Source organism: Candidatus Methanodesulfokora washburnensis (assembly GCF_003947435.1).
Taxonomy (GTDB): Archaea; Korarchaeota; Korarchaeia; order Korarchaeales; family Korarchaeaceae; genus Methanodesulfokora; species Methanodesulfokora washburnensis.
Genome location: NZ_RCOS01000143.1, coordinates 1 through 15,734, shown reverse-complemented (window position 1 = coordinate 15,734; position 15,734 = coordinate 1). Strand labels below are relative to the sequence as shown.

General features: G+C 41.2%; 16 protein-coding genes. 8 read left to right on the top strand and 8 right to left on the bottom strand.

The features are described from left to right. Positions 1-53 precede the first annotated feature (53 nt). Entirely contained in the window at positions 54-818 is a 765-nt protein-coding gene (locus D6D85_RS12395; protein WP_125672358.1) for a methyltransferase domain-containing protein, read from the bottom strand. A gap of 195 nt (positions 819-1,013) precedes the next feature. On the opposite strand from D6D85_RS12395, the gene D6D85_RS12390 reads away from it, so the two are divergent. Then, positions 1,014-1,781 (top strand): nucleoside phosphorylase, encoded by a 768-nt coding sequence (locus D6D85_RS12390; RefSeq protein WP_125672357.1) that lies wholly within the window; start codon positions 1,014-1,016, stop codon positions 1,779-1,781. A gap of 199 nt (positions 1,782-1,980) precedes the next feature. Here D6D85_RS12390 and D6D85_RS12385 read toward each other — a convergent pair whose 3' ends face one another. Together D6D85_RS12385 and D6D85_RS12380 are read right to left on the bottom strand one after the other, a co-directional pair. After that, positions 1,981-2,970 carry an SDH family Clp fold serine proteinase gene (locus tag D6D85_RS12385; RefSeq protein WP_125672356.1) on the bottom strand — a complete coding sequence of 330 codons (990 nt, stop codon included), beginning with the start codon at positions 2,968-2,970 and terminating at the stop codon, positions 1,981-1,983. Between the two features lies 1 nt (position 2,971). Then, positions 2,972-3,463, bottom strand: coding sequence for a hypothetical protein (locus tag D6D85_RS12380; RefSeq protein ID WP_125672355.1), 492 nt, complete (start codon positions 3,461-3,463; stop codon positions 2,972-2,974). Between the two features lie 111 nt (positions 3,464-3,574). Here D6D85_RS12380 and D6D85_RS12375 point away from each other — a divergent pair, with 111 nt between their 5' ends. Beyond that, the gene (locus D6D85_RS12375; protein ID WP_125672354.1) at positions 3,575-4,309 is read left to right on the top strand and encodes a hypothetical protein; all 735 of its coding nucleotides are present in this window, start codon (positions 3,575-3,577) and stop codon (positions 4,307-4,309) included. A gap of 94 nt (positions 4,310-4,403) precedes the next feature. On the opposite strand, the gene D6D85_RS12370 is transcribed toward D6D85_RS12375, so the two are convergent. Further along, on the bottom strand, positions 4,404-4,907 hold the full coding sequence (locus tag D6D85_RS12370; RefSeq protein ID WP_125672353.1) for a hypothetical protein: 504 nt from the start codon (positions 4,905-4,907) through the stop codon (positions 4,404-4,406). A 370-nt stretch (positions 4,908-5,277) separates the two neighbouring features. Here D6D85_RS12370 and D6D85_RS12365 point away from each other — a divergent pair, with 370 nt between their 5' ends. The 3 genes from D6D85_RS12365 (at position 5,278) to D6D85_RS12355 (ending at position 10,405) form a co-directional block, all read left to right on the top strand. Further along, the gene (locus D6D85_RS12365) at positions 5,278-7,167 is read left to right on the top strand and encodes an ATP-dependent nuclease (protein ID WP_125672352.1); all 1,890 of its coding nucleotides are present in this window, start codon (positions 5,278-5,280) and stop codon (positions 7,165-7,167) included. A gap of 157 nt (positions 7,168-7,324) precedes the next feature. Continuing rightward, a complete protein-coding gene (locus D6D85_RS12360) occupies positions 7,325-9,349 on the top strand; it encodes a pentapeptide repeat-containing protein (protein ID WP_125672351.1) in 2,025 nt (674 codons plus the stop codon). 381 nt (positions 9,350-9,730) lie between these two features. After that, the gene (locus D6D85_RS12355) at positions 9,731-10,405 is read left to right on the top strand and encodes a hypothetical protein (RefSeq protein ID WP_125672350.1); all 675 of its coding nucleotides are present in this window, start codon (positions 9,731-9,733) and stop codon (positions 10,403-10,405) included. Positions 10,406-10,574: 169 nt separating this feature from the next. Here the strand turns inward: D6D85_RS12355 and D6D85_RS12350 are convergent, their stop codons facing one another. Genes D6D85_RS12350 through D6D85_RS12340 form a run of 3 tightly spaced genes read right to left on the bottom strand, consistent with a single transcriptional unit; the run spans position 10,575 to position 12,222 of the window. Then, positions 10,575-11,090, bottom strand: coding sequence for a type II toxin-antitoxin system VapC family toxin (locus tag D6D85_RS12350; RefSeq protein ID WP_125672349.1), 516 nt, complete (start codon positions 11,088-11,090; stop codon positions 10,575-10,577). A gap of 5 nt (positions 11,091-11,095) precedes the next feature. Next, positions 11,096-11,593: a hypothetical protein gene (locus D6D85_RS12345; protein ID WP_125672348.1), complete on the bottom strand. Its 498-nt coding sequence runs from the start codon at positions 11,591-11,593 to the stop codon at positions 11,096-11,098. A 2-nt stretch (positions 11,594-11,595) separates the two neighbouring features. Continuing rightward, positions 11,596-12,222 (bottom strand): hypothetical protein, encoded by a 627-nt coding sequence (locus D6D85_RS12340; protein WP_125672347.1) that lies wholly within the window; start codon positions 12,220-12,222, stop codon positions 11,596-11,598. Positions 12,223-12,504: 282 nt separating this feature from the next. On the opposite strand from D6D85_RS12340, the gene D6D85_RS12335 reads away from it, so the two are divergent. Genes D6D85_RS12335 through D6D85_RS12325 form a run of 3 tightly spaced genes read left to right on the top strand, consistent with a single transcriptional unit; the run spans position 12,505 to position 15,240 of the window. Further along, the gene (locus tag D6D85_RS12335; protein WP_125672346.1) at positions 12,505-13,392 is read left to right on the top strand and encodes a hypothetical protein; all 888 of its coding nucleotides are present in this window, start codon (positions 12,505-12,507) and stop codon (positions 13,390-13,392) included. Next, positions 13,367-14,290, top strand: a complete 924-nt coding sequence (locus D6D85_RS12330; RefSeq protein WP_125672345.1) for a vWA domain-containing protein — start codon at positions 13,367-13,369, stop codon at positions 14,288-14,290. Before D6D85_RS12335 ends, D6D85_RS12330 begins: the two co-directional genes overlap by 26 nt. Then, entirely contained in the window at positions 14,287-15,240 is a 954-nt protein-coding gene (locus D6D85_RS12325) for a vWA domain-containing protein (RefSeq protein ID WP_125672344.1), read from the top strand. Before D6D85_RS12330 ends, D6D85_RS12325 begins: the two co-directional genes overlap by 4 nt. On the opposite strand, the gene D6D85_RS12320 is transcribed toward D6D85_RS12325, so the two are convergent. Then, positions 15,206-15,734 (bottom strand): hypothetical protein (locus tag D6D85_RS12320; RefSeq protein WP_237558848.1); only part of this gene is annotated, 529 nt, incomplete at its 5' end. The genes D6D85_RS12325 and D6D85_RS12320 overlap by 35 nt on opposite strands.

Here is a 15,734-nt window from a genome sequence, read left to right as displayed (position 1 = left end):
TTGCCAGTATCAGAGATCGGAAAACTCTCGACAGCTTCAGTGAAAATTCTACATTATTTTTCTGCTACTATCAATATGTAACATTTTGGATTTTCAAAATTTACCTCGAAGATCGATGTCTTCTCCCTCCAAACATCTCTTTCAAAACCGTATTTCCTCACATGAACAATGCTGAACCCTGAATTCGCTAAAATCCGCCTGAACTCCTCCTCGGTGTAGAAAAAGTGCGTTTCCCTCATCTCCTCCTTCCACCTTGATCCCTTATACTTGGTCAGAAATTCAAGGCAATCCGATATATCCATGCTTATCCACTCGCCCTTCATCTCATACCTCACTTTTCTCGGGGCGAATTCCTCAACAAATCTCTCAAATTTCATCCTGTAAACATCCTGCTTTATCCTGAACTCAACTTTTCGGGGATTGGGTTTAAGGTGATCGTAGACTATTAGAACCCCATTGTCCTTTAGAATTTCATGTGCGTTATGTAAAGCTCTTTCAACGCCCTCATCGCCCTGTGAGGAGTAAACTTCATGCAAAGAGAATTTGAAAATAACGGTATCAAAAGATGAGGATGGGAAAATCCTCTGCGTTATATCTCCCTTTATTAATATAACATTTTCCAGTTTTCTTTTATTAGCAACCTCTAAACTATCCATCTCATGATCCACTCCAACGATTATGCTCCTTGGAAAAACCCTGGAGAGGACCGATAATGTGGCACCGGTGCCGCAACCGAGCTCAACAATCCTACCCTCCTTAACATATGGGATGATGCGCTTCGACCTTCTATCGCTGAAAAACTCAGCAGCTTTTCCCATTACTGCTCACCAGTTCCGCTCATCATTGAAGGTTAACCTCGATAGTGCAGTGCACAAGCATACTTAAAATTAACTAATTTCAATCAACAGTTCAAAAACTCCTGCTATGAGTGTAAATAATTTCAAAAATCATATAAGCATGGAAGGGATAATAGCCAGATGTCCATTTAAATTTGGAGAGGACCAAGCTTTGTGATGGCGAAGGAGGATGACCCCATATTTAACCCCTTGAACACCATTCGCTATGTTGCAGAGAAGAGGGGAGTCTCAATAGATGCCCTGAAAATCCCGGAACGCCTGCTTTTAACCTATCAGAGAAGCGCATTTGAGTGCGCAAAGAGCCTGATTAATGGCAGATCTGTTGAATGGATTTATGGTGAAGCTCAGCCATTCTGCATCGGCGAATTTAACAATGTGGAGATAGGAGTTGGCCGTTTCTGGATTGGAGCACTTGCTGCGGTCGTCACACTTGAAGAAGCTGTTGTTTGTGGGGCAAAAATAATCATCGAGGTCGGCTTAGCTGGAGGTTTGCAGGAGTTTCTGAAACCAGCCGACATAATCGTTGTGACAGAGGCAATTCGCGATGAGGGAACCTCCTATCATTATCTTCCACCGGAAGTGAAAGTTGAGTCCTCCCAGAGATTGAGGGAGATGTTAATTAAGTGCTTAAATGAGGGAGGAATCAGGCATTTCGTCGGCCCTGTTTGGTCCACTGACGGCGTTTACAGGGAGACATTGGGCAAGTTCCGCAGGTTCAGGGATAATGGCGTTTTAGCTGTGGATATGGAGACATCAGCTATTTTCGCTGTTGCAAAATACAGAAATGTTGAAGCAGCCTCAGCTCAGGTCATCTCAGATATTTTGACAGAGAAGGGATGGCTCCAAGCCTTTTATGAAAAATCGGTTAAAGAAAGCATGGAAGTTCTGCTAAAAGCTGTCTTGGAAACTCTTTCAAAGAGCTGAAACCGAAGCTATTGGTTTCGTTACCTTTCACGAGATGAGGAGTTTCACAGTTCAAGATGAAGTATGAATAACTGGATAGAAAGTTCGGCTCGAAGTCGAACTTATGGTGCTAAAAGATGGAAAATCTAGCAAGCACGCATTCTGATGAGAAACTTTCCCTCGGCCAACAGTCAAGATACTCAGACAGATACACGCATTATTATTCCTCAATTTTTGGACCATAGACTAGGCCGTGTTTCAAAGGGTACACTGTTATAGGAGGACTTCCTATTAAAGCTTTCATTGGTATAATTAGTTCATCAACAAACTTGAAAAACTTACGAGCAGTCTTGTAGAGATCGAAGGCCAATTTTCTTTCTTCACCTGACAGCTCTTCTATGCACAATCCCAGCTTTTTTGCCTCATCTAGGTGAATTACTTTACCATGATAGCTGTACTCGCTTACAAGTGTATATGCAACACTATCTGCATCGGAAGACTGTTGCATAACACTACCTTCAGGTTTAATGGAGCTCTGCTTGAACATTTTGTTAGAAAGAAGCTCTACTAGTAGCTTTCTCACATGATTAATTAGTGAATCATAATGTCCGAGCTCTGTTATGGGGATTCCGCTGAGGGCTGCCTCAGCAAACGGTTTAACTATTGAGTTTACTGCTTCACTTATTTCATAACCCTTTCCAGCAATTTCTCTAAGGAGATCTTTTATAACCCTGTCACGAAATATTTCCAGAGTCTGCCCAAAGGAATCCCGTACAACTTTTGCTGAGACCCAAGTCCTTGTGCTCTCCACGTATACCTGCGGATCCACAGGGCCCAGCTCTGAAATTGGTGTCATGATTATCTTATCACCTGAGCATGCCAGAAGTGTGCCGGCAGACTTGGCCATCCTAGGAACTATGAAAGATAGAGTTCTCTCTCCTGCAAGCTTTTGCAACAGGATCCCTATATGATAAGCTGCATCTGCATCCCCTCCTAGAGTGTGAAGAATCACATCAATCCCTTCTTTGCTTGATAGATCGTGTTCCTCAAGGAAAAACTCTAGATCATCGACAACATCCCTCGTGATAAATGCATCATCATGAAAAATCATTAGAATAATGTGTTTTCCTCTTTTATTCTCAAGCTCAGAGGAAATATTATCAAGCTCAGATAGATAGTCCAAAGGCCCCCTTGAAGTACTTTCACTCATTCTATACACCTTTCAGCTTGTACATCCTTCTCCAGCTCTCAACTCTCTCCCTTATTGCGCTGTTCAATGCAAAAGAGGGGAACTTCATGTAGACATAAGCAAGCAGATAGGTGATCGGCACGCTGTTATAGGACCTGATTCTTCTGCGCATCTCGGCCGCTATAATTTTGTTCCTTGCTGAGATATCCTCGAATACCCTTCTACCCCGATCCATCAGGCTATCGGATGCCGTTATTATCTTGGCCGGATTCTCCTGCATGAAGCTGTAAATAGGATCGCTGAACTCCTCTATTTTGACGAGCCCCTTCTTCTCCAGCTCATCTATGGAATCAGCTAGCTCACCTGACCAGGGTCCGTATTTGGAGGCGGAGAAGCTGTATCCGTTCAGGCCGAACTCCTCCTGCAGAAGAAAGACTATCTTGTTCAGTCTGGTGACTCCTTTTATCCTGCCACCGCACAGATAAAATACAAGAGCCAGTAGATCCACATTCATCACGAACTATGGAGACTTCTGAGATTTAAATTTTAATGTGGAAACTTTGAGCAAACTTTCAGAAAACTTTCTTCAGAAAAGCTCGAAAATAATTTTACTTGATATAGTGTTATGCTATCCCTCAGCATCGGATTCGATCCCGGTTTATGGACTTTGGAATCGGTCTGCAGAAGGACCATAGAAAACAAAAGAGGAAAGGTGGATATCTACATATTTTACTTCGCTGTCCAGTTTCTCCCATTTCATGTGTGGAATTACGAGCCCGTCATCGTATATGAAGATGAGGTAACCTGCCTTTATGATGCCCTCCACTACTACATAGGATGCTCAAAAAAGCCGGAGCTTGTGATAAGCTATCCATGGAGGTCTTTTTATGAAGGATCCACTGAAGAGAAGGTTGAGCTGGATAAAATGCCGCAGAGAGAACTTGCGGATGAACTTATAAAAATCTGGAGATCCAGAGATCACAACCCATTCTCCATGGATGAGATATTCCTGAAGGATCCTTGGAAAGCATTGGATGACTTCAGGAAGGGAAAAAGAGTTAGATTTGGGGAAGAGCAAGAGAGAAAGATAATAACACTTGAGCTTCCTGAATACAGAAATGTTGAAGCTCTATACAACAGTCTATCTCTTGCGCTGGAGACAAACGAGATAATAAGGGGATTCAAGTGGCTTGGAATTCTGGCAGAATATGTCCTGTCATCAAGCATAGAAAAGGAGAGCCTTCAGTCCTTCCTAATGAGAAAATGCATCGCTGAACGTATAGTGCTGGAAGTGGAGAATCTGGCAAGAATCGAGGAAGAGCTAAGATCAATCTACAGCAAAGCGGGAGAAAAATCCTGAAAACCGTGCGCACGCAAATATGATCATTAAAACCTGAGCTGTGGATAATTAGTTCTTTCCAGTTCTTCTTTGACAAAATAAATTTGAAGAAAAATTAATATTTAGAACTAAAGAATTTCAATCTGAGAATCTTTCGTTTTATTTTCTTCTTCATTTTTTTAATTTCAGTATTAAGTTTCTCTCGTTTGCTATAAGCTATAACTGCCGAAATAGATATCATAAGCACTAATGCCCGTAAAGGATATGTAGTGATAAATACGATAGTAACGATAGCTAAGAAAATAACTGTCACACTTCCTGCAAGGAGGAAATACATTTTGAGAAAAAACTTTGATAAATCTTTAAATAGTTCCGAGTATTTTTTCCCGATCACATCTTCTGAAATCCCTAAAACCATAAGATATGCATACAAAAACCAAAAAACAATCGTTATGTCGATTAAACCACTGATTAAGTTAAAATAAGGCCCCCCTGCATAAATAAGAAGCTCCTTATACCCAAATCTAATTGAAACTAGAACAGCCAAGAGACCTAATACAAAGACTCCTCGGATCTCCTCGATCCTTAGCTTATCCTTTAAAGTCTCCTTTTCACTCAACTTCCCCCAAACACATCACATAACTTATTAATAAATCTTGACAACAATCTTGCCCTTGCTACTATCATTCATAGGCTGGATCCTAATCTTTCATCCCTATAAGAAGAGGCATTTGACCACTCACGGATTAGTCCACTACCCATTCCGTAGGAAACACCGAAATAAAACTACTTTCTGGATGAAAAAGAAGGCAGAAGAAAGAGCCTAAGTGTTTTAGTCTACCTTTTGATTCTCGAGGATAAGCTGAGCGAGAGATTGAAAGAGGAATGGGTTAAAGAATCTCAAATCCTATTCCAGAATTGACTGAGGAGTTTCAGGTCTCAGAAAACTTTATGAGGAAGAGGCCTAGACTTAAATTGGAGACCACACAATGAAGCTGAGAAAAGTGACAATTAATAACTATCTGTGTTTAAAGGATGTTACATTATCATTTGGCGATTTAACAATTCTTGTAGGGAGAAACGGATCTGGCAAAACTAGCATTCTAGAGGCTTTATATAGATTCTTTAATGACTTTAGCGCCATAGGAGGTGGTGTGCCTAGTGGTCTAACTGATTATTACTGGTTCGACAGAGATACAAGGGAACCGATAAGAATTTCTGTGGAATTAGAATTAACTGAGGATGAGTTTGAAAAATTTTTCCAGCCTCTTCCTAAAACAGTTCTTGATGCTATCAAAAACCAATTAGGCGAAAAGGGTCTGTTATTATCTATCTCGAGAGAAATTGTTTCGCCTCAAGCTGGATGGAGGACAGAATATCTAAAGTGGGGAGATGTTGAATTAATAAAGGAGGATAAACCTATAGGATTGGATGAATTCTCAAAAATTCTTATTCCAGAAAAAGCAACTCAAGATTTTGTTCTTTATCTCTTTACTCCGCAAGAGATGGCTGGTGATAGATTATTAATAGATAAATCGAAGAAAACGGCATACTTTTCAAATCCACAAATAGATTCGCTGGCTAATATTGGAGTAATTAAGAAATCTAAAGAGGCAATAGGGCAAAATTATAGGGACTGGTGTAATCAACAAGGATTTAAATTAATAGAAAGAGCACCTACTCAAGAGGAGGTTCCATTTTTAATGCAACCCATAACGGCAGATCTATTAAATAATTTACTTGCGAACATTGTTAATAACATTAAAGGAAAATTCAGATTTATCCCAGCGGCTAGAGATGAAAAGTTCGTCGCCGGCATTCGTAACCCTATTGTGGAGAACTCCGTATTATCTTCACAAAGAGCATTATCTTTAAGTACGGCGCGAGAGGACGAACTTAGATGGAGTACCCTTAGGAATTGGATTGAACGATTTTTAGGAAAAAGAATTGACCCTAATCCGACGGAATTATTGGTTGTCGAAAATGGTCTTAGATTACGAATTGGGTTTTTAGGAGGAGGAGAACAGGAGGTATTTGCCTTAATGTGGCATTTGTTAGATAAGGATTTCATTTATGGAATCGAAGAGCCAGAAAATCATTTTCATCCAGACTATTTGAAGAAGCTCTTTAATTTCCTTAAAGAAATTTCGAAAGAAAGACAAATAATCTTATCAACTCATTCTCCTCTGCTTGTTGATAAGGCTAACTTAGAAAATAACTGGATCATTAAGCGAGAGAAAAGAGAAACAGAGGTTAAAAGGCTGGAAGAAAGAGGGGAACTAAAGCTTGTATTAACAGAACTTGGTTTAGTTCCTCACGATGTTTACTTAAAAGATTTCATCTTTTTTGTAGAGGGCGAAACAGAAAAAGAAGTGATCCCAATATTTGGAGAGAAATTGGGATTTAAAGACCTTATAGACAGAATAGCCATAATTCCAATCGGAGGGGAGGGGCAATTAAAAAATTACCTCAGAATGTGGTTAGAGCTATTGAATATCTTTCCCATCGAATATCTTGTGCTTGTAGATAAACCTAGTGAAGGATTAATCCCTAGCCTACTTAGAGAGCTAAGGGAACTAAAAATAGACATTAAAAGATTTTTGGTGTTAGAGAAGGAAAGCATAGAAGATTACTATCCAGTTGAGATGGTTATCAAAGCTCTTAAGGAGTTATTTGGTATTGATGTAGAAAAAATCGACCCCAGTAAACCGAGGGATAGAGAAATAGAGCGAATTCTCGAAGAACATAAGAAAATAAGGAGAGGATGGAAAATTGATATTGGAAAATACATAGCCTCGCAACTACCCGAAGAGCAAATTCCAAATGAGATAAAAGAAGCATTCGAGAGAGCAAAGAAAGCGCTTCTACCTGATAAATAAGTTCTCACTTACAAATTCTTAGTCAAGTAATTCTATTAAGGTAAATAAAATTATATGAAAAATGCTTAAGCACAATCCAACTTTAACTAAGAACCAGAGCTGGAAAAGTAAATTGAATGCGAAAAAGGTTTTTATACATTAAATTCTAGCTTACGATATGTGCATGCTATCTCACTTTGGGAATTGTGATCCAGAGACTGCAAAAAACGAATATTGCATATTTCATAAACCGGGAAAGACCGAAGGGGAAGCGAAGGAGTTTTGGAGAAAGTTTTTTGATAAATTTAAGCCAGAAGAAGCGGAAATAGAGGGAGAGAAAATAAGAAGGCTTGTCTTTAAGAAGGATGTTAACTGTTCAGGTTATGTCTTTCCGATGTTCTTTGGAGAAACTGAAATGGATATAGCACCTTTTCTCTATTTTATTTTCTCGAGGGATGCAATCTTTTCTGAGGCCAAGTTCGAGGGAGATGCGTTCTTCCCCGGAGCAAAATTTGGGGAAAAAGCAGATTTTTCTGGAACAACTTTCTCAGGGAATGCAAACTTCCCTGATGCCACTTTCTCAGGAGATGTATCCTTTTCTAAGGCTAAATTTGGGGGAAAAGCGAATTTTTCTGGAGCTAAATTTGGGGGAAAAGCAAGCTTCCTTAGAGCTGAATTTGAGGGAGATGCAAGCTTTTCTAAAGCCGAATTCGAGAAAAACGCGGATTTTTCCGAAGCTAAATTCGAGAAGAATGTAATCTTTTCTAAAGCAAAATTAAAGGAGAATGCAAATTTTTTCAAGAGCACTTTCTCAGGAGATGCACGGTTCCTTTATGCCACTTTCTCAGGAGATGCAAGCTTTCCGGATGCCACCTTTTCAGGGAATGCAGTCTTTTCTGGAGCAAAATTCGGGGGAGATGCGAATTTCTCTAAGGCTAAATTCGAGAAGAACGTAGGTCTTCGTGGAGCTAAATTTGAAGGAAATGCGGTCTTTTCTAAGGCAGAATTCAAGGGAAAAACAGGCTTTTATAAGGCAGAATTCAAGGGAAATGCATCTTTTTCTAAAGCAGAATTCGGAGGAAATGTGAGATTTTCTAGAACCACTTTCTCAGGAGATGCAAGCTTCTCTAGGACCACTTTTTTAGGGAATGTGCATTTTCTTAATGCCACTTTCTTGGGGAATGCAACCTTTTATGAGGCTAAATTTGGAGGAGGTGTGAGCTTTTTCAGCGCCGCTTTCCTAAGAAAAGCGGGCTTTTCTAAGGCTAAATTTGGGGGAAGTGTAACCTTCTCTGGAGCAAAATTCGAGGAGGATGCGAATTTCTCTGAGATCAAGCTCGAGAAAAGTGCATCGTTATCTAATGCTGAATTTAATAATTCTGTCAATTTCTCAAGAGTTAAATTCCCGAGCCTTAAGGATGGAAATCCCGAGGATCTTCTCTCATATGCCTCCTTCAGAGGGATCTACTTCAGGCATCCTAAGAAGGTTGTATTTGATGGAATAGAGGGAAAAGCGAAAATTTCATTCATAGGCACAGATATAAGCAGAGTTGTTTTCAGAAACTGTAGCTTCGATTTTCTCTTCGACGAATATCTCCTTAAAAACAGAGAAAAGCTCGAAGAAGAGCTGGAGAATGTGAAGGAAAGGATAAACAGGATTAAGAAGAATGAAGGGGGAGAAGATGCAGATGAGGAGCTTAAAGCATTGGAGAATCATCGCATAAAGCTTATACATGAGCTTGAAAACCTGACGCTCGACAATGTCCTCAGCGTCATAAGGATGCTGAGAGACAACTTCGATCACTGCATGAAGTACGAGGAATCAGGGAAACTTTTCGTAAAGGAGATGGACCTAAAAAGGGATTACTTGCTCAAAGGAGGAGAAAAAAGGAAACTCACAGATAAGATATCTGGATATGTCGAGTGGCTTGCCTATTCGCTGTACAGGATCATGGGCCTGTACGGGGAGAGCATAGCTAGGCCTATTTTCTGGGTTCTTGTGACTATAATTATGTTCGGAATTTTCAGAGGTTTATTTTCTCCTCCTCTAATGAAGGGAATCTGGGAGAGCCTTGAGGCATTCATGCAATTGAGGTGGGATGGAAGCTCGCTAACCTTGGTGGAGAGAGCAATATCAGTGTTAAACCTCGGTGTCCTCTATACATCAGCCCAGAGAAAGCTGAAGAGAAGAATAAGGCACTGATCTGAGCTGCTTTTGATTTTTATCCTCATGATCTCCCTAAAGTACGCGTGTTCTGTACGCGAAAATAGGAAACTAGCTGAAACAAGACAGATATCCTAAAAAGATGAAAAACAAAACCAGATAAGGCACTATGAACTCCAGTTCCATATCATAAAGAGCTCTTGCAAGACCACTGCATAATGCGCATGCAGAAAGCCGTTTTATGCTCTCCTAAAATTTCCTTCTCTTCTTTTTCTAAGCTATCAAGATCCAAATGCCAAGAGGAGGCATTTATATCTCGATATTGCATGCGCCGAGGTTATCTTATGACTCCCGTCATTTCTCTGCACGAGATTGGCTATAATTTTTAATATTAGCCTCTGGCATCCTTCAGGGGATATAATGCCCTCCAGCAGAGCTCACAATATCCTAATAATAATTCTATCCTCCATCTGCATGCTTCTTCTCTTGATATACCTGCTCGGATACAGAGTAGATGTCCTATGGATTAAGATCTCTAGAAGCTATCCAGAGATGACCACATTACTTCCCTATGGAATTGTCCTCTTGGAGAAGACAAACAGCTTCAGTGTTGGGGATATCGTCGTTGGTACAAGCGTTCTTGTATCAAAAGAGTCTATTGGATCTATCGAGGTATCAGGTGAGCTTATCCAAGTAAGATCATGCTATACGATCATTAAAATGTTCAGGGAGGACAGCATGCTAATAGCAAGTGGGAAAAGCGATCTCCCATTTGTAACGGAAGGAGGAGGAACCATCCTTTGCAGAGTGGCACCGAATGGGACATGCGTTTACCCACAGGAGAGCTATAAGGTGGTCAAGATAAATGGTCATCCCGTCAGGATAGGGATAATTCCCGGGGATCTTCTAAGTGCTGCACACTTTCTGGAAAAGGTAAACTACCTCTGGGCATATACAGCTCCTTTTGTCATCTTTATCATTCTAGTTCTCCTGCTCTTCTCTTTAATAATGATCTTCAGGCTGAAGAAAGGATATGAGGAGTTGAGGAGGGAGATTGAGGAGATGAGAATGATGAAGACTCTCTTAGAAAGCTGAGGTTTGTAGTGATATTGCTGAACTCTGTTAAATGCAGCAATCCTGAATTTGGCAGATAAAAAAGGCGAAAGTTTGCTTCCTCATTAAGTTTATATTTTATCATTGCCAATACTGGGAATTGAGTGATACAATGCGCACGTGCTTCTTTTGTTAATGTGATAAAATATCACTAACTATTGCCTATAACTTTCATTCCTATATTTTTTAGTATAATCTCTTTTTTATCTAAAATTTCAGAATCAAATGTAACAAAAAACTTTATTAGTCCTTCCTTCATCAATTGACTTGCATATGCGATATGGAGAAGATCCAATGTTCTCAATTTCAATTCAGTAGCTAAATTAATAGCATCGGAGAATTTATGGAAGAGTTTCAAGTGATCTAAATCTGCTAGCTTAGCCTCATCTGAAAATATATAAATGGAAAGAAGCTGGAGAAAATAAGCAATTGTTGACCGTAATTTAATTTTATGGTTTGCTATTTCCTCGATTCCAGGAGGAAGCCTGTAACTTTGAATATTTCTTGATACTGCAGAGTAAAGCTCTACCAGCGTAAGAGTCGAAGCATAAAACTTATCTATTCCATTTATCTTTTTTAGTCTCTCTATAATATTCACAGCTTTATTATGGTTAGGGTCGCCATCGATGCAATAGGAAATAATCACACAAGTATCTAAGTAGGACATTGTTGCTACACCCGTGCTTCTCGGATTATACGTACGGCATCAAATCCTAGTAAAGCTTTTGGTCCTATTTTCGATTTAATCATTATTTTAACTATGTAGTTGATTAATTCGTCTTCGCTGACATTTCTTTCCCCCAGCCATCTAAGCGATAAAATGATTTTATAGTTTTCATATTGTAAATAATCGATGAGTTTTAACCAAAGTTCTAAAGCATCCTTGGCTGGAAGGTCTATCGTGATCATAGCCACAGTACCATAAAGATTATCATCGTATATGTCTACGCTGCAAATGCTTTCTCTTCCCAATAATGCGGCTATTAAACTAGGAATATAGCCTCTTAATACCTGATGAATCGTGCTCACTTCTGGTGGTCTTTCAATCTGCGGGCGCGCGCCATGCTCAGGTGAGGAATAATATGGTGGCTGTTCGGGTTCAGAATTAGGCCTTATTATAAGCTCTGTGTGTGCGCAGGGGAATTCAGGAATCCAATTAGCACTTGACATCTTTACACCCCCTCCAATAGTTTTCTTAAGATGTTTTCTATGTTCTCTATGAAATTTATAAGTTTTGATCTCTCCTCTCTATATACTATTGTAATTCTGTATAAATTTTCTTTCCCACCTACTTTATAGGAACTCCAGATTGGAGATATATTCAAATTGAACCATTTATTTGAAGTTGGCTCTTCGCCCTCACTAACAAGACCTCCCTCCATCAATCTCAAATCAAAACCAAGCAAATCTTTAAAGTCATACCTGTTATCTGTAAATCTGGGTTTTAGTAGTGCCTCCGCTATGATAATCGCTTCACGAGGGATGAGAGCTTTATCGATATCCACATTCATTTCCTTAAGGCAACTTTCGATCTCATCTAACGCAGTAAGAATTTCCTTGGGATTCGGGCTCTCGATACCTAAAGCTCTTCTTCCGAAATCATAATCTACTCTTACAGTTCCTTTACCAGCAATTACGTTTGGAGGTTCGATGAAACTAATAGTAGCTCCTTCAAGTGTCTGCCTAGCACGTGCTGTAATATACCCTCTTCCTGCGAGCTTACTGATCAGCATGGGAATATCAAGGTTGAGCATGAAAACTGTGACAATACGAATCTGTAGGATTGATAACATATCCATTCTATCACCTTCTACCTTATTTATTTTTCTCCTCTATATAATATTAACGCAGAGCAGAGGTTTACACTCGAACTCCTTAAAGAAGGAGTCCAACCAGCGTATTTCTTCTCGAAGCTCCTCTTTCATGGGTTGCAGGGAGGAGATGGAGAAAGTCTTTGAAAATAAAGTAAATCTCAGTTTGGAAACTTTCTCTTGGATACCGGTAAGACACTTATGTGCGCTTTTCATTCGCAACCTCATGTCTATAAAGATTTATATATACAGTTGATATCTACACTTGTGATGGGAGATTTTCTCAGGAAGATGAGATTTTCTCACGATCCCTTGGCTCTAATGGGTTTGCTCATAATGCTTCTCTCTTTAACCTACATTGTTTACAGTTTCCTGCCTCACCCCACCAGCAGCCCAAACATATTGGAGGATTATGTCAAGGCTGTGCATTATCTCAACAGATCTTCTGCGGCTCTTGAGGGGAGACTTGCCGGCACCAAATCCATGGACTTCAGCATTAACGATGCCTATTATTTGAGAAACAGGATTCAGGGGTATTTTCACAATCTATCACTGGCCTACGGCTCAGATAGCACGTTTTCTGTGAGAGTTGCTAGAAATTACCTCTACGTTGCAGATGCGTCGACAAACAGCACAGCTGCCTATTACATCGATGTTGATGGGCTTAGAGAGGCTCTTCAGCTTCTATCCCTTTGCAAAGTCGATGAGGCCCTGGAGAAATACGACAGCGTTGAGGAAAACACATCCCAGGCTTTATCAAATGTTGTAAGAGCAATATCTGTCCTCAGCAGGGTTGATAAAAATTCAGTTGCGGAGAACCATGTCCCGATAATCGAAAAATCTAGGGAGAGGCTGGAAAAAGTCTTTAACTCCCTCTACAATGCCTCCATGCTCATGGAGATAGCTAGGAGACACAGGGAATACATAAAGATGATGTGCAGCAGAAGACCTGTTAACTCATCCACTCTTGACGGCATGTTTATGCTTCTGAGCGATCTCAATCGTGTGAGGGCCACTGGACCCCTCTTGCCGGAAATAATGAGCGCCAGAAATGCCCTAGAATCCCTCATACAATCCTATTTGCAGCAACGGAGAAGTTGCAGTGGTAATACCAGCGGAAGTGGTGCGGGCTATGCCCCTCCAGAATCAGACGATTAGCGTGGGTTTTGAGAACCCCTATGCACTGGTTCTGATACCTGTATCAGTTTTTATCCTAACTTTTCTCTACATTAAGAGCAGGAAAAGGTCCTACAATCTAGCATCTAGGCTTGGCAGAATAGGTAATGCGAGAATCCCAGGAATTCTGACAGCAGCTAAGTTTGCCACAGCCATTATTATCGTTTTTGCCGCAGCCCAGCCCTACACAATAATATACAGCCGCATGACCGTGACACCCGAAAACGTCCTTGAGGTCAACGCCACCTCAAGAGTTGTCGTGCTCCTAGACATCTCAACAAGCATGGGCTATACTGATACCTTCCCATCTAGGATCGGGAGCGCTGTAAGCCTTGTGGAGAAAATAATTGAAATAGCTGCGAGTAAGAAGGACACAGTGGATGTCTACGGTTTCAGCGATTCCGTGAAGCCTCTTTGCATAAACAGCTCCGCATGCAAGTTGGATATAAAGCTGGAGAGGTTCTCAGCAATAGGAGATGCGATATTCTTCGGCTATGCCAAGGCAAGGGCCTCAGCTCTGCCGACAGCCATAATACTGATAACGGATGGTGCCTCAAACTACGGCTCCCCTGCGGAGGATGCTGTAAAGGCCATTGAAAATATGGTTGTAATGCTTGTTGGCAACGACCAAAGGGCTTCAAAACTTGAGAATGCCTGCAGGGAGCATAAGATTCCCCTCTTCAGGATTGCACTGTCATCCGGCGAGGAGGATGCGCTGAACTATGTTGCCCAGAAGCTGTATGCAAGCGCCAAGTTTGAAGCACTTAAGGCATACGGGCAGCTCCAGATCTCGGTGCAGAGAAGGGACTACTCAATACAGCTCTACCTTTTGGCTGCTTTGATCCTCCTTTTCGTGATCTCCTTGGGTGAGGGCCTGTGATATTGTTCAACCCGTATATATTCGCAGCAACCTTCTTGGTGCTTATGCTTGCCATAATCACCTTGCACATGATGTACCCAAGGCTCTACACATTCAGATACAGGCACACGCTGGTATCCGTCATAATGAGGAGGTTTCCGGTGAGGAGGAGAAGGTTGAGCATGGCGATGAAGATTGCTATTGCAGTGCTGCTCTCGCTGGCTGTAGCCCAGCCCTATATTGTCACAAAGGAAAAGATCTACATAGAGTCCAAGGAGATTTCGGAGCTGAGATTTAACGCAAGACCAGCCCTGGTGGTGATTCTGGACACATCGGGCAGCATGGGAGGCATAAAGCTTGAGACAGCAAAAACTGTCATCACGGAGTTTTTTGAAAGGCTTTCCCCATCCATAGATGTTGGCTTCATGGATTTTGCTGATAGCATCAAGCAGGCAATCGCACCTGACAATAGAAGCGATGTTGTAAAAGCCGTTAAAGAAGCGAGAGCTGGAGGAGGGACGATGTATAGCTACCCTCTTAAGGCAGCCCTGAGCTGGTTAAAGCCATACAGGGAGCTCAACGTCTCCACCTCTGTTGTCTTCATATCCGATGGCATGCCCGGGGATCTTATGGAGTACAGGAGCTTGCTGAAGGATTTCAAAAGCCTTGAAATACCAATCTACACTGTTTTCATCGGGGAGGAGAGCGGAGGAATAAATGAGATGAAGCTAATGGCAAATACCACAGGCGGGGAGGCTTATATTGCAAAGACCGTTGACAGACTAGCTGAGCTGCTCAACAATGCCCTGGAGAAGGCGGCACAATCAATTCAGAAGGTGGAGGTCAAGACAAGGATAACGAAGACAGTGGATGTCTACACGCCCCTATCGAGCATATTTTTGGCATGCGCAGCGATGCTCTACCTAGTTTACAGGTTCACTGTCTATAGATTCTCCGGCGTAACCTTCTAAGCAGCCTCGAAAAACCAGCATACTCATGAGGCCTAAACCTGTAGTGGAGAACAATGCAGCTAACGAATACTGCAAGGAATGCGAGTGCACGCATCACGTGCACAGGCCTTGGATATAACAAAACACTGTTCCTCATGGGGGCAAGGACCGACACATCTACATGCACAAGGGGCAAAAGTCTATTGACCGTCGAATCTGGAAGCTTATATAGACTGGCATTAGCAGCCAGATCCACGAGCCTGTCAATCCTGGTCTCATTTATCCCTGTTGCACTAAGCTCAACACCTCTGCGAAAACAAATCTCAACTATGTGGGCATTCCCGCTCAATGGCGTGCTCGTAGTATTGCATATAAAATTAGGAATATGCGCGTGCACGCATTTGCATATATTTTTTTGTACTGCTTTTTGTTCAACATAGCTGACAATGCTCCCATATCCCTTGCCACTAATTATGTTCAGGTATTGCGAGTAATTAGAATGCCTAAGATCCTCC

Coding starts and splice junctions, on each gene's coding strand:
- D6D85_RS12330 (WP_125672345.1), top strand. CDS start 13,367: ATGCCCCTCCAGAATCAGACGATTAGCGTGGGTTTTGAGAACCCCTAT.
- D6D85_RS12385 (WP_125672356.1), bottom strand. CDS start 2,970: ATGAGTGAAAGTACTTCAAGGGGGCCTTTGGACTATCTATCTGAGCTT.
- D6D85_RS12350 (WP_125672349.1), bottom strand. CDS start 11,090: ATGTCCTACTTAGATACTTGTGTGATTATTTCCTATTGCATCGATGGC.
- D6D85_RS12390 (WP_125672357.1), top strand. CDS start 1,014: ATGGCGAAGGAGGATGACCCCATATTTAACCCCTTGAACACCATTCGC.
- D6D85_RS12375 (WP_125672354.1), top strand. CDS start 3,575: ATGCTATCCCTCAGCATCGGATTCGATCCCGGTTTATGGACTTTGGAA.
- D6D85_RS12360 (WP_125672351.1), top strand. CDS start 7,325: ATGTGCATGCTATCTCACTTTGGGAATTGTGATCCAGAGACTGCAAAA.
- D6D85_RS12365 (WP_125672352.1), top strand. CDS start 5,278: ATGAAGCTGAGAAAAGTGACAATTAATAACTATCTGTGTTTAAAGGAT.
- D6D85_RS12355 (WP_125672350.1), top strand. CDS start 9,731: ATGCCCTCCAGCAGAGCTCACAATATCCTAATAATAATTCTATCCTCC.
- D6D85_RS12340 (WP_125672347.1), bottom strand. CDS start 12,222: ATGGATATGTTATCAATCCTACAGATTCGTATTGTCACAGTTTTCATG.
- D6D85_RS12380 (WP_125672355.1), bottom strand. CDS start 3,463: ATGAATGTGGATCTACTGGCTCTTGTATTTTATCTGTGCGGTGGCAGG.
- D6D85_RS12395 (WP_125672358.1), bottom strand. CDS start 818: ATGGGAAAAGCTGCTGAGTTTTTCAGCGATAGAAGGTCGAAGCGCATC.
- D6D85_RS12335 (WP_125672346.1), top strand. CDS start 12,505: ATGGGAGATTTTCTCAGGAAGATGAGATTTTCTCACGATCCCTTGGCT.
- D6D85_RS12345 (WP_125672348.1), bottom strand. CDS start 11,593: ATGTCAAGTGCTAATTGGATTCCTGAATTCCCCTGCGCACACACAGAG.